Genomic DNA, 16,172 nt, shown 5'->3' with positions numbered 1-16,172 from the left:
TGATGAAGCAGTTTTTTGCAGCGGCAACACTCGCGCTCACCTTGGGCCTTCAGGCCGGAGCGCAAGGGGTGCCGACGATTGACGTGACCAGTCTGGCGAAGCTGACCGACCAATTGGCGGAAGCGCGTCTCCAGCTCAAGGAGCAGATCGCCGCGAACCTCAAGCTGGATGACCAGACGCTGAAGATGATCGAGCAGATCGCGCTTCTTCAAAGTCAGATCGCGGCGCTGAAAGAAGGCTTCTCGCTGGCCGATCTCGGTTTTGACCCTGCCTCATTCCTCAAGGATATTTTGCCGCAATTTGCCGATCTCACGCGCTCGCTCGATGCCGCCAAATCCGGCAATTGGGAGCGTGCTCTTGCAGGCGGCACGCTCGGCGGCGGCACGGTTGCGGCCCATGTCGATCGCACCTTTGCCTCGGCCGGCATGAGCCGCGAGCAGGTGAAAACGCTGACGGAAAGCGAGAATGCGGCCACGGCACGGATCGGGACGGCGGCCAACGTCAATGCCTTCATGTCGGCGGCTGCGGAAAGCTCGTCGCAGCAGGCCAAGGAAAGCCTGATCCGCATCGACGGTTTGGTCGGCAAGATCGAGGAGAGCGAAAACCTCAAACAGGCGATCGACCTCAACACCCGCGTCACCGCCGAATTGGGCATCGCGCTTGCCAATCTCTGGGCGATGGAAGCGGTCCAGACGGTTGGCATGGGCGAGGCTGGCGTGATGGATGCCGCGACGGCCGCTGAGGAAGAAAAATTCTTGCAAATCAAGATGGAGGAGTGAGAAATGAATAAATTGGTTTACCTCTCCATCGGAGCTCTGGTCGGAGCTCTGGTCGGAGCGCTTGCGGCGAGCGCGGCCTTCTTTTCCTTCCCGCAAAACGCGGCCGATCCGCTGGTCGACATCACGGGCGCACCGGCGCTGACCGAGGCGGAGCTCGATGCCGAGGATGACTTCCTGCGCATTGATATGGGCAAGGACGACGCGTCGGTGGCTGAAATCGAGCCGCTGAAAAACGCGGGCAATGTGCGCTATATTGCCTGCGAAAAACCCGCCGATCTTGTCGAGGTTCTCGGCAAAAAAGGCGACGAGAATTTTGTCGTTCGTCGCAACATTGATCGCTATCTCCGACTCACCAATGTTCTGGCGACGAAAGATTGTACCTGCACCGGCAAACTCGTTCCGGCCAGCGCCATTCTCGCTTTTGAAGAAGAGCTGAAAGAGATCCACGGTGTCGAAAAGCTCACGCATGAGACCGGCGCACTGCTGACGGAGACCCATGGCTTGTTCGATCAAGCCGAAGAGATGTGCGGGAGACCGTTCTGATGGGGATTGTCAGCAGTATTCTCGCCTCGATCGACCAGGCGATCCAATCCACGGGCGGGCAGTTCTTTGAATCGACCGCCCAGGCCATGGGGCCGGTTGCGGCACTGCTTGCCACCATTCTTGTCATCGCTGTCGGCCTGAATGTGGCGATTGGTGCCTATGCCCTGACAATACAGGATTCCATGCGGCTGATCTGGCGCATTGTCCTGATTTTTACCTTTGCGTTGAGCTGGCGCAACTTCGGGACCCTTTATGTGGCGCTCTCGGACGGGGCGGCCAATCTGGCGATGAGCTTTTTTGATATTGCCGGTGGCGGCCCGCGCTCTCCGGGCGCGGCGATGGACGCGTTTGCGACCCAGATGGGGAATACGGCCGATACCGTCCTGACCTCGCGGGGCGCGATTGCGCGCGGTGTTTTGGGCGCGGTTCTCTATCTGGTTCTGGCCGGCCTCATGGCCGCCTATGTGCTGGTGGTCGGTTTTGCCAAAATCATGATCGCCTTCCTGCTCGGGGTCGCGCCGCTCGCTATGGTCTTGACCATGTTCGAGCGCACCAAAGGGCAGTTCGAGGCCTGGCTCTCGGCCTTCGTCGGCTATCTGCTCTATCCGGTTGCTGCGGCGGCCCTGATCTCCACTATTGCAATGGTGGCGGAAGCGCAGTTCGCACCACAGGAAAACGTCAATGTCGTGTCGGATCTCTTGGGCTTTCTGGTCGTGGCGCTGGTCGGCATCAAGGCCTTGCTGACCATCCCGCAAGCCGCTTCCCATCTCTCGGGGCACATCCATCTTGCCTCCTTTGCACCCCAAGCGATGCATATGGCATCGGGCGGTCAGCGCGGCGCAGCCTTCCGGTCCGGTCTGATGACCGGCAAGACGCCCGAGCAGGCGGCCGCGCGACGGGATCGGGTATGGGCCGAGCATGGTGGCAACATCACCAAGGCTGCCGGACGTGGTGCCAGCCGGATCTCCGAAAAAATCCGCAACGCACAAATCCTGCGCTGATCGCTCGGTCTGACCGGCCTCTGCGCTGAACCATTCAATTCCGAGGGAATGCCATGACAGACCGTGTGTCTGAACAGAGAACGATTCTCGAAAGCGAACTCTTTCTTGAAGGAAAACGCCGCGAACGGCTCGGCTTCATCATCGGGACATTGGGGCTGGTGATCGCGGCTGGTGGCGTTGGTGCAGCCCTTTCCGTCCTGCCCTTGAAAGAGACCGAAGCTTTCGTGGTGATGGTGGACAAGGACACCGGCATGGCGAGCCGGATCGTCCAGGTCGAGCCTGCGGGCATGGCCGAGGCCGAGGCCGTGCGCAAAGGGCTGCTCTTCAACTACGTCATGGACCGCGAGACCTATGACGAAAGTGACAACGAGAACCGCCTGCTCAAGGTGTTCCGCATGTCGAGCCTCCTGGAGCAAAACAAGCTGCGCAGCCTGTGGAACCCCACCAATCCGAACTATCCGCCAACGCTTTACGGCGCTTCCGGCAAGGTCGCGATCAAGGTCCAGAGCATCAGCGAGGTGAACGAGAACACCGCCACGGTGCGCTTTACCAAGACCTTCTCGCAAGCCGGCGAGGATGATCGCGTGGGCAAATTCTACGCCACCGTCACCTATGACTTCCAGCCCTCGACCGAAAGCGCGGTTGAGCTGGTCTGGCAAAACCCCCTTGGCTTCATCGTCAGCAATTACCGCATCACGGCGGAATCTCTGGAGGATCAGGAATGAACAAGGCGCTGATAGCGGCTGTGCTTGCCGCCATGACCCTGCCCGCTCTTGCCCAAGCCGAAGTGGCCCCGCGTTCGGGCTCGCGCGACGGACGCATCACCTATGCCACCTATCAGGAGGGGCAGGTCTATACGGTTGCGACCCGCGTGCGCAACATCACCATGATCGAGCTTGGCGATGGAGAAACCATCCGCTCGATCGCGGCGGGCGACACGGAAAGCTTTCAGGTGGAAAAGCTCGAAGGCAACAACGTCTTCACCATCAAGCCGGTGATCGACGGGGCGCAAACCAACGTCACGGTCGAGACCAACCGCCGCTTCTATTTCCTCAATGTGGTCGAGGGCAAACGCGCCCCCGCATGGTCGATGAAAATTACCGTGCCGGGGTCGGGCGCGGCCAGCCGCCGTTCGACCATCGCAACCGTGCCCGAAGCCCCCCTGCCCCAAATGCGCTACCGCGTGCTGAGCAAAACCAAGGGCGCGCGCTTTGCGCCGATCGCGATCTCGGATGATGGGGCGAAGACCTATTTCCAGATCCCGCAAGGTGCCGCCACCCCGATTGTCTTCCGCGTCGATGCCAAAGGGCTGGAATACGCGGTCAACAGCACGATGAACGGCTCGGTCATTGTCGTGGCCGGCCGCTCGGATCGCTGGGTCGTGCGCTACGGCGACGATCATGCCTGCATCGAGGGAAAGTGACGCCATGGCCCAAGACACCACAACTCGCGTGCAGGAACGCCTTGACGGTCTGCGCAAGCTGCCGCCCAAGCCCTCGCCGTTGAAAACCTATGGCCCCTATGCTGCGGCTTTGGCCGTGGGCCTCGGGATCGGCGGCTATGTCGCCTCGATCCCGAGCGAGGCGGAGCAAAAGCCTGCGGTGCGCACCTCTGATGCGGCGGAGTTTCAAGAGGAGTTGGGGCTGTCGGGCCTCACGACGCGGGTTCCGCGCGCGCAACCGGCCGAGACAGTCCCGCCCGCAGATCCCGCGCCCGCGCAGATTATCGTGACGCCGGTTTCTGACCCCGAGGCCGAGGCGCTGCGCACGGCTCTGGCCGAGATGCAGGCCCAGATGGATGCGCTCAAGAACCAGCCTGCAGAAATCCCGCCCGAACTGGCGGCGCTTCAGGCCGATATGGAAAACCTGCGCGCGCAGGCCATGGATCAGGAGACGGCCTATGCCGAGCTTGAGCGGGAAAACCTCCGGTTACAAACGCAGCTTGGCACGCAAAGCCTGCTCGGTCTTCCCATTCCCCCGGACGATAATGGCGAGGCGCAGCGGCTCGCGGAGCTGGACGCGCGCCGCGCGGCGGCCGAGGCGCAGCGGGCCGCCCAGAATAGCTCGCCCATGGTGGCCTATCGCGCCGGGGGCGGATCATCTTCTGCGCAAGGCCAAGGTGAAGGCGGTCAGCGATATGAGGGCGATGAGGCATTCGTGCGCGCAGGTGCCACGCGCGCGGAAGTGACCCATGCACAGGTCATCGCCAACCCCTCGAAGACTGTGGTGCAAGGCACGCTGATTGAAGCCACGCTTCAGACCGCGATCCAGTCGAGCCTTGAGGGCAATGTCATCGCGACGGTCAGCTATGACGTCTATTCGATGGATATGAGCAATGTGGTGATCCCGCGCGGATCAAAACTCTTCGGGCGCTACAGCTCGGATATTGGTCGCGGCCAGCGTCGGGTGCTGGTGGCTTGGGATCGGGTGGTGACGCCGGACGGGCAATCGGCGGATCTGGCGGCTTACGGCACCGACCGGATCGGGCGCTCCGGCCTGACGGGCAAGGTGCGCAATCACACCCTTGCCCGCTTTGTCGGTGCTGGCGCGGTCTCGATCATCGGCGGCCTGCCCTCGATCATCTCGGCTGCCCTTGAAAACGAGAGCGACAGCGGTCGCGGCAATACGCGGAGCGCATGGTCCGATGCGGCCTCGGATGTGAGCCAGAGCGCCACGGGGGCTTTGAGCGACGTCATGCAGGGCTATCTCGATATGCCGACCACGATCAGCATTGATCAGGGCGCGGTGGTGATGGTGCAGGTCAATGCCGATGTGGAGATGCTGTGATGCAAGGCTATCTCCACGCCTATCTCGACAAGATCGGCCCGCTGATCCGCGATCCCGCCATGATCGAGGTTGCGCTGAACGGCGACGGCCGGATCTGGGCCGAATGGGCTGGCGAGGCGGTGATGCGGGAAATTCAGGTTCCGGGTCTCGATGCGGATTTTGCCCGCGACCTTGCCAAGCAAATCGCCAACGACCAATCGCTCTCGCTCAACGAGACCGCGCCGATGATTTCGGCCTCGGTCTCCTTCGAGGGGGTCAATTTGCGCTGTCAGGCGATCGTGCCGCCGGCTTCGGCGCAGGGCACGGTGATCGCGCTGCGCCTCTTCCGGCCCCGACCTTCGGGGGCGGAACCCCATCGCTTCGGCCTTTTGCGTGATGTGAAGCGCTCGATGGAGGAAGAGCGCGCGGCCACGCTCGGACGGCTCAAGGCCGAGCTGTCGCTTGGCTCGGAGGAGGCGTTCGATGCTTTCTGCCGCGAAGTGGTGAGCAAGCGTCTGAATGTCTTGATCTCGGGGATTACCTCTGGCGGGAAAACCGAACTCTCGCGCCGCCTGCTCTGGATGGTCGAGCCCGATCAGCGCCTTGTGCTTATTCAGGATGCCAACGAGCTGCTGCCGGATCTTCCGAATGTCGTGAGCCTGATTGCCGACCGTAAAGAAAGCTCCGTGCGCTCGGCCGAACGGCTGCTGGAGGCCACTTTGCGTCTTCGTCCCGACCGCATCATTCTTGGCGAGTTGCGCGGCATCGAGGCGATCACCTTTTTGGAGGCGATCAACACCGGCCATGAAGGCTCGTTCACGACCATTCATGCCCAATCGGCACGCAAAGCGCTCGACCGTCTGGCCTTCATGGTCGCCAAGGGCGGTCTCGGTATGAGCTACGGTGAGATCCAGCGCTATGTGCGCGGCGCGATCGACGTGGTGATCCAGGTTGGTCGCGCGGGCGACCGGCGCGGCGTCATGGAAATCTGGATGCCGGCATTGGACGGGTTTGATCCCGAGGCGGTTGCGCCATGACGAGCTGGGATTATGCCGCCGCGCATCCGCAACTCACCGAGGCCGAGGCCGAAGATCTGGTGCGCGCTCATGGCCTCGATCCGCAGGAGGCCCGCGAAGAATTGGGCCTCGAGAACTTCATCACCACCGCGGAACTGATCGGCTGGCTTGGCTACTGAACGCACATTGGAGGACTGGATATGGCTGAAGACCAAAAATCGCTCATCGCCCGCGCCATGGATGCGGTTGAAGACAGGATGCGCTCCGGGCTCACGCAGAACCGGCATGTGATGGCTGCCACGGCAAAGGCCGTGGAGCTGGAGAAACGCGAGATTATTGAAGAAGCGCGCGCGGCCCGCATTGATACTGCGCTTTCCGAGATGGCCGATGCGGTGATCGCGGGCGAGCGCCCGCGTTTCCGGAGCGACGAACAGGCAATGGCTTTTCTGCAGGACTTCGAGACCCGCTATGGCGCGGGGGCGATGGAGCGTTTGCGCGCGGGCGACAGCACGGATCTCTCCCGTGACGAGCCCGACCCTTCCCGCGTCACGATCAAGGGTGCGGCCCTGCGCATGGTCGCAGAAAGTCATGCCGTTCTGCGCGGTCAGACCCGTGAGCAGGACCAAACCCAAACCCATGATCGCGACAGCGATCACGGGCTCGATCTTTGAAGGGCCGCTGACATGAAACGCATCCTTCTTGCTGTTCCCTTTGGTCTGATCTGCGGCGCGGTCCTGGGCGCGGTTCTCGGCAGCATGTGGCTGGCGTGGCATCTCGGCCAGAACATGAATTCCGCCAATCCGTTCCTGCTTCTGACCGACTTTCCCGGATTTGGTGCGGCGCAAACCGCCCCATGGCGCTTTGCCTATACCATTGTGCTTCTCGTCTCTGCGGCCTTCGGGCTGGTCGCGGGGGTCATCAGCTTTGGTCACAAACTGACGCAATATGGTCAGGCCCACTTCCAGAGCCGGACGGAAATGCGGCGCAACGCTCTGCTTGAACCGATCGGGCGCGGCTTGGTCTTTGGCAAGCTCTACCGCTTCGGCCCGCTCGGCCGCCGCTTCCTGAAAGGCCGCTTCATCTCGGCGACCTATGACTTATTCCCACATTGCCTTGTCGTGGCTCCGACCCGCGCCGGTAAGGGCGTGGGTTACGTTAACCCGAACGTCCTTCTGTTTCCGGGCAGCGTGGTCATTCTCGATGTGAAGGGCGAGATTTTTGAGGCCACCTCGCGCCAGCGGGTCTCGCTTGGCGATGAGGTCTTCCGCTTCGCGCCGTTTGATTTCGAGCATTCCAGCCACCGCTATAACCCGCTGGAGCGCGTAGCGAAGATCGAACATCCTGCAGAACGCTATACGGAGCTGGCGAAGATCGCCGATTATTTCCTCGCCGTCTCGGAGCGCGGAAACGCTGGTGACTTTCTGTCGGAAGGCCGCCAGCTCTTTGTCGCGGCCGGCCTGCTCGCGATCGAGCGCGGCCACCCCACCATTGGAGAGATCAACCGTATCCTCTTTGGGCAAGGCGCAGACCAGAAGGTCTATGCCGCCCATGCCCTTGAGGTCATGCATCCGAGTGCCGCAGAGACTTTCCGCAAATTCTCGGCCTATGACAGCAAAGTTCTGTCCTCGCACGCCTCTGTTCTGGGCGGAGCCGGTATGGCGCTCTGGAACAACCCTGCGATCGACTTCGCCACCAGCGAGAATGACTTTTCTTTCTCGGATCTGCGCCGCAAGCCGATGGCGGTCTATCTCGTCGTCAATTCTGATGCGATCCAGACGCTGGCCCCCCTGATCCGCCTCTTCTTCGGGGAGTTGATTGCCACGCTGCGCGCGACCATGCCTGATCCTGCCCGCGAGCCTTGGCCGGTCAAGATGATCCTCGATGAGTTCGACCAGCTCGGGCATATGAAAATCGTGGTTCAGGCCCTCAAACAGCTCGCCGGCCACGGCGCGCGGGTCTCGATCATCACCCAATCCATTCCGGGCCTGGAAAAGATCTACGGCAAGGAGGACCGCCTTTCGATCGAATCCGCCTGTGGCATGAAGCTCTATCTTGCCGCCAATGACAAAATGACCGCGCAAGAGATCTCGGAATCGCTTGGAAAGACCACGCGGCTGTCGGTCAGCGACAGCTATTCGCCGAACAAGAGCGGCGTTCTGCATCGGTCAATCTCTCGGCGCAACGAAGAGCGCGCGCTGCTCTCGCCTGACGAAATCACCCGTCTTGATCGCGACAAGGTCATTCTGATCCCCGAGCGTCAGCAGCCGATCATCGCGCAACGCATCGTCTATTATGAAGATCCGTTCTTCCAGAAGATCATGGCCGCCCAGACCGGCCCCCTGCCCTACCCGTCACAGGCCCACCGAGAAATCGGGGCGCTGAGCCAGCAGGTTCAGGCCCTGATGGGTCAAGTCGCGAAGCTCTCGAAAATGCGGGTGATCGACTATGAGGTGACGAAGGGTAATGACGGTTCGGAGCCGGATGCGCCCGCAAAGGTGGAGTCGAAGCCGGACGGACCGCCGCCTGCGGGTGCGGACAGCGAGCCAGAGAAAGTGGAGCTTACCGAACAGCAAGTAGCGATTGCCGAGGCGGTGGAGGAAACTGCCGAGGTTGCAACAACAGTGCAAAGAACTACCGCATCCTCCCCCAGCACTCCTTCAAAAACGCTGGGGCAGAAAAGCATGGACTTCCGAGCGATCATTGCCGCAACGCGGCCCTCTGATGACGAGATCCGCAAACAGTTCGAAGAATTCGACGCAGCTGTGGCTGGATGATGAAGCACAGTTTCGGAACGCAAGCGATATGCTTTTCGAGCAGTCGGGCCGGCAAGGATGGCGGCTTAACCTGAGCAGATTCCGCTGGGTCAATACAATCGTCAGCATGGTCGATCCGAAGGGCGGAGAGCGGTCGGAGGCAAGTCGGCTTGGAAACACCGGCGGAGTGCCGAACCGGACGTTTGGGCAACGCATCGAAACGACCTGATCATCCATGGCCGTTTGGTCACTCCGAGCCCTCAAGAGACATTTGGGCAAACCGCAGAGAAGCAGGACTCCTCGCTCCCGCAGCAAAAAACAGAGCCGTGAGCGGATGGTCTTGCCAAATCTGATCGGCAACCGGGCGGAAATGAACGGCCCCATATTCTATGCGCAACAGCAGTTAAAAAGGCCTGAAACGCAAACGATCAGGACGAAAGTCCGATTGATGCTATTTTGTCTGGCACTAGAATCGGTTGGTTATTTGTATTCCCGTGGCACTTTCACTCGAACGGCGTATGCCAACGTTTACCGTAGTCTTAGGTCTTCTTGAGCTGGAGGGAATTCGGTGACCGACCTTCTGATCCCTGCCGATGAACTGCCGGTTTGGGTGCCGGGCGAAACGCTTGTGGAAAGTAAGGGGCTTGGTTGGGCGGGCGTTTCGCAGCGCAGCTTTCTCTATAAAGGTCAGGACGTTCTGATCCCGCCGATGGATGACTTCATGATCGTTCAATATCGGCAGGGGCTGACGCCGATGGACCGGGAATTCGACGGGCGCTGGACCCGGACGCAATGCGGGCCGGGTGATTTCTCCCTGCTGTCGCGCGCGATGCAATCCCATTGGAGTTGGACTGAGGGGCTGCATGTCGCGCATATCTACCTCAGCAATGACCTGATGGCGCGGGTTGCCCGCGACATCTGCGACGGTGAGATCGGGGTCGTCTGCCTCCACGATGTGCTTCAGGGCAATGATCCGGTAATCGGCCATATCGCCGATCAACTGACGCTGGAGGCGGCGCAAGGCGGGGCGGCGGGTGCGCTCTATGCCGAGGCGCTCAGCATCCAGATGGCCGTTCATCTGCTGCGCCACTATGCCTCGATCACCCAGAAACCCTGCGAACGCAGGCACGGCTTTTCGCAAAGCGAGATGAAGCGGCTCGATGAGTTTATCGACGCCGAGCTGGCCGTCGGGCTGACGCTGGAACAACTTGCCGGAAGCCTTGGACTAGGCGTCTGGGCATTGAACCTGCGGCTGCGCCAGACAATCGGCAAATCGCCTTACGCCTATGTACAGGAAAAGCGGGTGGCGCAGGCCTCGGATCTGTTGTGCAAAAGCGATATGCCGATTAAGGCCATCGCGGTGGCCTGCGGCTTTTCGGATCAGGCCCATATGACGCGGGCGCTTCGCAAGGCACTCGGCACGACGCCTGCCCAGCTGCGCAAATCCGCCTCCTAACTATGGATCATTCAAAAAATCCCTCTCGGATCTTCAAGACCGAACCGGATGGCGCGCTAGGCTGATGGTCACGGGCGATGCGCATCGGGATTGGGAGGTCCCGCGCAAACGCCCGACGTCGACCGCAATGAGCGGTCATCTAGGAGGATCTCATGCTGGACTCACGTCAACCCGCCCCAGTGGCGGACCGGAACCCCATTCCCGAAACGCTGGATGCTTTGGTCATCGGGGCCGGCGTCGCAGGACTTTATCAGCTTTACCAATTGCGGGCACAGGGACTGAAAGCCCATGCTTGCGATACCGCCAGCGACGTCGGCGGGACCTGGTATTGGAACCGCTATCCAGGCGCCAAATTCGACAGCGAAGCCTATATCTATCAATATCTCTTTGACGAAGACCTCTACAAAGGCTGGACCTGGAGCGAGCGTTTCCCGGCCCAGCCCGAGATCGAGCGCTGGATGCACTACATCGCCGACAAGCTGGACCTGCGCCGCGACATCAGCTTTTCGACCACGGTCACAGCAGCCAAGTTCGACGAGACCCGCCAGATCTGGCGCGTCACCACCAATCAAGGCGAGGTCATCGAGACGCGCTTCCTGATTGGCTGTACCGGTATGCTATCAGCCCCGCTTGAGGATCGTTTCCCGGGGCAAGCGAGCTTCAAGGGCAAGATCCTGCACACGGCGCGCTATCCGCGTGGGGGGCTTGATCTTGCGGGCAAGCGCGTGGGGGTGATCGGCACCGGAGCGACCGGGATTCAAGTAATCCAGACCATCGCCGCCGAGGTCGGTTCGCTGCATGTTTTCGTCCGCACACCTCAATATGTGCTGCCGATGAAGAACCCGAAATACGGGCCAGATGAGGCCGCATGGTATAAGGCGCGGCTGAACGAATTGCGTCAGAACCTGCCCCATACCTTCACTGGCTTCGAATATGATTTCGAACATAAATGGCATGACCTTACGCCCGCTGAGCGCCTCGCGGTGCTGGAGGAGATCCATGCCGACGGCTCGCTGAAGCTGTGGTTGTCGTCATTCGCAGAGATGTTCTTTGACGAGGATGTCAGCGAGGAAATCTCGGAATTCGTGCGCCAAAAGATGCGGGATCGGCTGAAGGACCCAAAGCTGATCGACATTCTGGTCCCGAAGCCCGGCGATTATGGGTTCGGAACGCATCGCGTTCCGTTGGAGACCAACTATCTCGAGGTTTACCACCGCGAGAATGTCACCGCCGTCAGCCTGCGCGACAATGGCATCGCCGAAATTGTCCCCGAGGGCATTAGGCTCGAGGATGGCACGGTCTATCCGCTCGACATCATCATCATGGCGGTAGGTTTCGATGCAGGTTCGGGCGCGCTTTGCCGGATCGATATTCGTGGTCGGAACGGCCTCTCGCTGCGCGAGGAATGGGCCAAGGACATTCGCACCACCTTCGGGATGATGAAGTACGGCTTCCCTAACCTCTTCATGACTGGCGCACCGCTGGCGCCTTCAGCCGCGCTTTGCAATATGACGACCTGCCTGCAGCAGCAGACCGAATGGATCAGCGATTGTATCCGGCATCTGGAAGGAAGCGATCAGGGCTTGATCGAGCCTACGCTTGAGGGCGAGAATGCCTGGGTCGAACATCATGACGAAACCGCCAATGCCAACCTGATCTCGCGCACGAACTCGTGGTACACCGGCTCAAATGTGCCGGGAAAACCGCGCCGCGTCCTGTCCTATACCGGCGGCGTCGGCACCTATCGCGCGAAATGCAGCGAGGCGGCGACGAACGGTTATGCCGGTTTCGCCCTTGGCCGCAGCAATATCGAACAACCCAGCTGATCTAGGCCAGCTCCGCCGGTTGACGCGGTGGAGCGATCATCCCCTATTCAGGAGCCCAAGATGAACAAGATTTTCAATACCGATGATGTCCTGAGCCAGAGCGTTTCTGCCACGCCGGCTGTACCGGGCGTCGTCGCGATGGTGACCGACCGGAACGGTAACCTCTATGAGGGCGCGGCGGGTCTGCGGCGCCTTGATCGCCCGAACCCGATGACCACGGACAGCGTCTTCGCCCTGTTCTCGACCACCAAGGCGATCACCAGCACGGCGGCCCTTCAGCTTGTCGAGGCTGGCAAACTCGATCTCGACGCGCCCGCTGCCTGCTATGCGCCCGAGATTGCCCAGTTGCAGGTCATCGACGGGTTCGAGGCAGATGGCGAACCGCGCCTGCGTGCCCCCAAGCGCCAGATCACCGCCAAGGATCTGCTGCTGCACCGCGCGGGGTTCGGCTATGATTTCTTCAACGAAACCTACAAGCGCCTCGCCGAAGAAAAGGACCAGCCGAGCATCATCACGGCCTCAAAAGCCGCACTGATGACCCCGCTTCTGTTCGATCCGGGTGAAAAATGGGAATATGGCTCGAACATCGACTGGCTGGGTCAGGTGATCGAGGGGATCACAGGCGAGCGTTTGGGCGCGGTTTTTCAAAAGCGGATCTTCGAACCCCTCGGCATGACCGAGACGGGGTTCGAGCTGACCGATGCCATGCGTGCGCGTCTGGCAGGGATGCATCAACGCGGGGCAGACGGCACGCTTGAGGCCATTGATTTCGAGCTTCCTGCCGATCCCGAAGTCCATATGGGCGGCCACGGGCTTTACGGCACGGTGGGCGATTACATGCGCTTCATCCGCATGTGGCTGAATGATGGTCGGGGCGATCATGGTCAGGTGCTGCGCCCTGAAACGGTGGCCATGGCCGAGCAAAACCACCTTGGCGATCTCAAAGTCACCCCGCTGCCGGGGGTGATATCGACGCTCTCGAATGCTGCCGATTTCTTCCCTGGTCAGTCGAAGTCCTGGTCCTATGGTTTCATGGTAAACGACGAGGACGCTCCGACCGGTCGTCCGGCAGGGGCTCTGGGCTGGGCGGGGCTGGCGAACCTCTTCTACTGGATCGACCGGAAGAACGGCCTTGGCGGCTTTTGGGCGACGCAGATCCTACCGTTCGGGGACTCAGCATCGTTTGGGAGCTATCTTAGTTTTGAAGAAAAGGCATGTTCGTCTTTACTCGAATAGAAAGGCTTGTGGGTCGGCGTAAATGCCGGCTCATTCCTGCCCTCAGCAGCGCTGGCTTTCGCGCCGCGGCCTGCTCGATAGGCCGCATACACTCAACTGGACGATCACGGGATGGTTCAGGCAGACTTCCCTCCTGCACCTGCAAACGGCAGGCTTCCCACATAGCAAACCTTCGCGCCGCATTCGGGGGCAAACCTGAGCGGCAGCTTTCGACTATGCAGCTATGGGCCGAACACGTCGACGCTCCCTGCATGTCGCCATGCCCCCTCAGGTTGCAGCGGCCAGAACCGGTGTCGACGGGCTTGAACTGGTTGCCTCGGACGGGCGGCGGTTGATGCTTCTGGTTGCCGGCGGGTAGGCACGGGCGCCGCCCTTTGCCCTGCAAACGCCTGAACGCGCGGCTGGAAGCACCAAGCGCAAACCGGCCGCGCATCCTCCGGTCCGTGCGTCCGCCCTCACCGGCGGCCGCGACCATTTAGCTCGCAGCCCCGCAGGCTCGGGGCGGCTGGGTGACGGATCGCCCGGAGGTTCCATCTGTGAGCCAGAGCTATCTCGAAAAGCGCATCCCCGCCAAGAACCTCGCCCGCTACTACCGGCTCGAGGCGACCCCGAACCTCTTTGGCGAATGGAGCCTGATCCGCGCCTGGGGCCGCATCGGCACCAGCGGACAGAGCCGCATCGCCTGGTTTGCCACCGAGGCCGAGGCGATGGCCGCGCTCACTGCAATCGAGGCCGCCAAACGCCGGCGCGGTTATTGGAAAGAGCCCCTGCAGCTCGTGATGTTTGAGTGATCCCAAACCCTCCCAAAAGAGAATAGATTCTGTCGCCGGCTTTCGTCTTCCCTGAACTCTTGACGGACAGAAAGCGCGACGATGGGGGACACAACCGACAGTTTTGCGATCTTCCAGAACCCGGTCCCCGATCGCGGTGCAGCTGCAACATGTTAGCTTTCACGACCGGCCGCTGGCCTTGCTCGTGCGGAAGCCGGTGCCGACGATCAAAGTAGCGATAACTCGGACATGGTGCGCTTTCTCGGAAAATGTTTCTCACAACCGTCACAGCTCCGCAATCAATCCGTCGTAGCGGCACTCTATTCGCCTACTCATCGAACCGGAGCTGCCTTCGGTGAAATCAAACGAGGCCGATATGCAATTCACTCGCCGCCAATCTCTCAGCTTTCTCGCTGCTGCCGGGGCCAGCACGCTGATCTTGCCGCGCTCTCTGCGTGCTCAGGGCTCGCGTCGTTCGATCACGATCGCGGTGCAGAAAATCTCGAACAACAATACGCTCGACAACTGGGACGAACAGTCGAACGTGGGTGAACGCATCTTCTATCCGAACCTCTGGGAAGGGCTGATCGACCGCAACTGGATGGGCGATCAAGGTCCGGTTCAGGGTCTCGCAACCGAGTGGAAGATGATCGACGAAACCACGATGGAGTTAAAGCTCCGTCCGGGCGTCAAATTCCACAACGGTGACGAAATGACCGCCGAGGATGTGGTGTTCTCGTTCTCGGACGAACGCCTATTTGCCGGCACCGAGCCCGCTGGTGGCAAGACGCTCTATCCGGAGAACTTCAAGCCGCAATCCGCGAAAGAGCTGCCCGCCGCGATCCCTGGCACCGCTCGCCGGACGTGGCCTGGACTGCGCGGCGTCGTGGCTGTCGACAAATATACGGTCCGTTTCCACAATGCCACGCCGGACGTCACGCTGGTTGGCCGCTTCTATTCGGCCGGATCGCAGATCACCTCTAAGCGTGCTTGGGACGAAGCTCCGACCTACGCCGATTGGGCGCGCAAACCAATTACCACGGGCGCCTATAAGGTCGAGGAATACAAACCCGACGTCTCGCTGACGCTGGTTGCCCATGACGAATACTGGGGCGGCCAACCACCGCTGGAACGCATACGCTTCGTCGAAGTCCCCGAGGTTGCCAGCCGCGTGAACGGTCTGATCTCGGGCGAATATGACTTCGCCTGCGACCTGCCGCCGGATCAAATCGACACCGTGGCCGCCGTGCCAGGTCTCGAGGTCCAGTCGTCGACGATCTGGAACCACCGCATCTCGGTGTTCAACACCCAGAACGAGATCGTCGCCAACCCGCTGGTCCGTCGCGCCATGACGCATGCGCTGGATCGTCAGGCGATTGTGGACGCTTTGTGGGCCGGCAAAACCGTCGTGCCGAAGGGGCTGCAGTTCGACAGCTATGCTGCCTCAAACATGCTGATCGCGGATTGGACGGTGCCGGAATTCAACCCCGAACTCGCTCGTGATCTGTTGAAGCAAGCGAACTACAAGGGCGACGAGATCCCCTACTTCCTACTGAACAACTACTACACTAACCAAACCGCAACCGGTCAGATCATCACAGAAATGTGGCAGCAGGTCGGCCTGAACGTCCAGATCCAGATGAAGGAAAACTGGAGCCAGATCTTCGCCGGCGAGGGCGAGCGCGGCGTCCGCGACTGGTCGGCATCGAACCACGTCAATGATCCGGTCACGCCGATGGTTAACCAGTTCGGCCCGAACGGTCAGGCCCAGCAGAACCACGAGTTCACCAACGCCGAGCTAAACCAGCTGTCGGTAGTTCTGGAAAGCTCGACCGACCACGCCACGCGCCGCAAGGCATTCGCGCGGATGCTGGAAATCGCCGAGCGCGAGGACCCGATGTACACGCTTCTGCATCAGAACGCGGTGTTCACCGGCATGAAGTCTGACCTGAAATGGAAAGCCGCTCCGGCCTTTGCCATGGATTTCCGCACCGAAAACTGGCCGGTCTGATCCTCCTCCCTCGGGG

The 16,172-nt window shown here is 60.9% G+C and carries 15 protein-coding genes; all 15 read left to right on the top strand.

From position 1 onward, the window contains the following. The first annotated feature begins 2 nt into the window (after positions 1–2). The 15 genes from ACFFUC_RS11610 to ACFFUC_RS11540 all read left to right on the top strand — a co-directional run bounded on the left by ACFFUC_RS11610 (position 3) and on the right by ACFFUC_RS11540 (position 16,156). Positions 3–779 carry a type IV secretion system protein gene (locus ACFFUC_RS11610; protein WP_377686403.1) on the top strand — a complete coding sequence of 259 codons (777 nt, stop codon included), beginning with the start codon at positions 3–5 and terminating at the stop codon, positions 777–779. Positions 780–782: 3 nt separating this feature from the next. Then, on the top strand, positions 783–1,322 hold the full coding sequence (locus ACFFUC_RS11605) for a hypothetical protein (RefSeq protein ID WP_377686401.1): 540 nt from the start codon (positions 783–785) through the stop codon (positions 1,320–1,322). Further along, positions 1,322–2,323 carry a TrbL/VirB6 family protein gene (locus ACFFUC_RS11600; protein ID WP_377686398.1) on the top strand — a complete coding sequence of 334 codons (1,002 nt, stop codon included), beginning with the start codon at positions 1,322–1,324 and terminating at the stop codon, positions 2,321–2,323. Before ACFFUC_RS11605 ends, ACFFUC_RS11600 begins: the two co-directional genes overlap by 1 nt. A gap of 53 nt (positions 2,324–2,376) precedes the next feature. Continuing rightward, a complete protein-coding gene (locus tag ACFFUC_RS11595) occupies positions 2,377–3,048 on the top strand; it encodes a VirB8 family type IV secretion system protein (protein ID WP_377686396.1) in 672 nt (223 codons plus the stop codon). After that, positions 3,045–3,746 (top strand): TrbG/VirB9 family P-type conjugative transfer protein, encoded by a 702-nt coding sequence (locus tag ACFFUC_RS11590; RefSeq protein WP_377686394.1) that lies wholly within the window; start codon positions 3,045–3,047, stop codon positions 3,744–3,746. The genes ACFFUC_RS11595 and ACFFUC_RS11590 overlap by 4 nt, the downstream gene beginning before the upstream one ends. A 4-nt stretch (positions 3,747–3,750) precedes the next feature. Then, on the top strand, positions 3,751–5,109 hold the full coding sequence (locus ACFFUC_RS11585) for a TraB/TrbI/VirB10 family type IV secretion system protein (RefSeq protein ID WP_377686392.1): 1,359 nt from the start codon (positions 3,751–3,753) through the stop codon (positions 5,107–5,109). After that, positions 5,109–6,125 (top strand): ATPase, T2SS/T4P/T4SS family, encoded by a 1,017-nt coding sequence (locus ACFFUC_RS11580; protein ID WP_377686390.1) that lies wholly within the window; start codon positions 5,109–5,111, stop codon positions 6,123–6,125. The genes ACFFUC_RS11585 and ACFFUC_RS11580 overlap by 1 nt, the downstream gene beginning before the upstream one ends. Further along, positions 6,122–6,283 (top strand): hypothetical protein, encoded by a 162-nt coding sequence (locus ACFFUC_RS11575; RefSeq protein ID WP_377686388.1) that lies wholly within the window; start codon positions 6,122–6,124, stop codon positions 6,281–6,283. Before ACFFUC_RS11580 ends, ACFFUC_RS11575 begins: the two co-directional genes overlap by 4 nt. A 21-nt stretch (positions 6,284–6,304) precedes the next feature. Then, positions 6,305–6,775, top strand: coding sequence for a hypothetical protein (locus ACFFUC_RS11570; protein ID WP_377686386.1), 471 nt, complete (start codon positions 6,305–6,307; stop codon positions 6,773–6,775). Between the two features lie 12 nt (positions 6,776–6,787). Beyond that, complete coding sequence (locus tag ACFFUC_RS11565) at positions 6,788–8,878, top strand: type IV secretory system conjugative DNA transfer family protein (RefSeq protein WP_377686384.1); 2,091 nt, start codon at positions 6,788–6,790, stop codon at positions 8,876–8,878. Positions 8,879–9,425: 547 nt separating this feature from the next. Then, positions 9,426–10,313 (top strand): helix-turn-helix domain-containing protein, encoded by an 888-nt coding sequence (locus ACFFUC_RS11560; protein ID WP_377686382.1) that lies wholly within the window; start codon positions 9,426–9,428, stop codon positions 10,311–10,313. Positions 10,314–10,465: 152 nt separating this feature from the next. Next, the gene (locus ACFFUC_RS11555) at positions 10,466–12,139 is read left to right on the top strand and encodes a flavin-containing monooxygenase (protein ID WP_377686380.1); all 1,674 of its coding nucleotides are present in this window, start codon (positions 10,466–10,468) and stop codon (positions 12,137–12,139) included. 60 nt (positions 12,140–12,199) lie between these two features. Beyond that, on the top strand, positions 12,200–13,375 hold the full coding sequence (gene acmB, locus ACFFUC_RS11550; RefSeq protein ID WP_377686378.1) for a methyl acetate hydrolase AcmB: 1,176 nt from the start codon (positions 12,200–12,202) through the stop codon (positions 13,373–13,375). 536 nt (positions 13,376–13,911) lie between these two features. After that, on the top strand, positions 13,912–14,166 hold the full coding sequence (locus ACFFUC_RS11545) for a WGR domain-containing protein (RefSeq protein WP_377686377.1): 255 nt from the start codon (positions 13,912–13,914) through the stop codon (positions 14,164–14,166). Positions 14,167–14,521: 355 nt separating this feature from the next. Next, positions 14,522–16,156, top strand: a complete 1,635-nt coding sequence (locus ACFFUC_RS11540) for an ABC transporter substrate-binding protein (RefSeq protein WP_377686375.1) — start codon at positions 14,522–14,524, stop codon at positions 16,154–16,156. Positions 16,157–16,172: the final 16 nt, after the last annotated feature.

Origin of the sequence: Paracoccus cavernae (genome assembly GCF_042430175.1) — a bacterium.
Taxonomy (GTDB): Bacteria; Pseudomonadota; Alphaproteobacteria; order Rhodobacterales; family Rhodobacteraceae; genus Paracoccus; species Paracoccus cavernae.
Note: the sequence above shows the minus strand (reverse complement) of the source record. Positions and strands in the feature narration are given on the sequence as shown.

What these genes read in the sequence shown, in the direction of transcription:
- ACFFUC_RS11610 (WP_377686403.1), top strand. Translation starts at nt 3, where the DNA reads ATGAAGCAGTTTTTTGCAGCGGCAACACTCGCGCTCACCTTGGGCCTT.
- ACFFUC_RS11605 (WP_377686401.1), top strand. Translation starts at nt 783, where the DNA reads ATGAATAAATTGGTTTACCTCTCCATCGGAGCTCTGGTCGGAGCTCTG.
- ACFFUC_RS11600 (WP_377686398.1), top strand. Translation starts at nt 1,322, where the DNA reads ATGGGGATTGTCAGCAGTATTCTCGCCTCGATCGACCAGGCGATCCAA.
- ACFFUC_RS11595 (WP_377686396.1), top strand. Translation starts at nt 2,377, where the DNA reads ATGACAGACCGTGTGTCTGAACAGAGAACGATTCTCGAAAGCGAACTC.
- ACFFUC_RS11590 (WP_377686394.1), top strand. Translation starts at nt 3,045, where the DNA reads ATGAACAAGGCGCTGATAGCGGCTGTGCTTGCCGCCATGACCCTGCCC.
- ACFFUC_RS11585 (WP_377686392.1), top strand. Translation starts at nt 3,751, where the DNA reads ATGGCCCAAGACACCACAACTCGCGTGCAGGAACGCCTTGACGGTCTG.
- ACFFUC_RS11580 (WP_377686390.1), top strand. Translation starts at nt 5,109, where the DNA reads ATGCAAGGCTATCTCCACGCCTATCTCGACAAGATCGGCCCGCTGATC.
- ACFFUC_RS11575 (WP_377686388.1), top strand. Translation starts at nt 6,122, where the DNA reads ATGACGAGCTGGGATTATGCCGCCGCGCATCCGCAACTCACCGAGGCC.
- ACFFUC_RS11570 (WP_377686386.1), top strand. Translation starts at nt 6,305, where the DNA reads ATGGCTGAAGACCAAAAATCGCTCATCGCCCGCGCCATGGATGCGGTT.
- ACFFUC_RS11565 (WP_377686384.1), top strand. Translation starts at nt 6,788, where the DNA reads ATGAAACGCATCCTTCTTGCTGTTCCCTTTGGTCTGATCTGCGGCGCG.
- ACFFUC_RS11555 (WP_377686380.1), top strand. Translation starts at nt 10,466, where the DNA reads ATGCTGGACTCACGTCAACCCGCCCCAGTGGCGGACCGGAACCCCATT.
- acmB (WP_377686378.1), top strand. Translation starts at nt 12,200, where the DNA reads ATGAACAAGATTTTCAATACCGATGATGTCCTGAGCCAGAGCGTTTCT.
- ACFFUC_RS11540 (WP_377686375.1), top strand. Translation starts at nt 14,522, where the DNA reads ATGCAATTCACTCGCCGCCAATCTCTCAGCTTTCTCGCTGCTGCCGGG.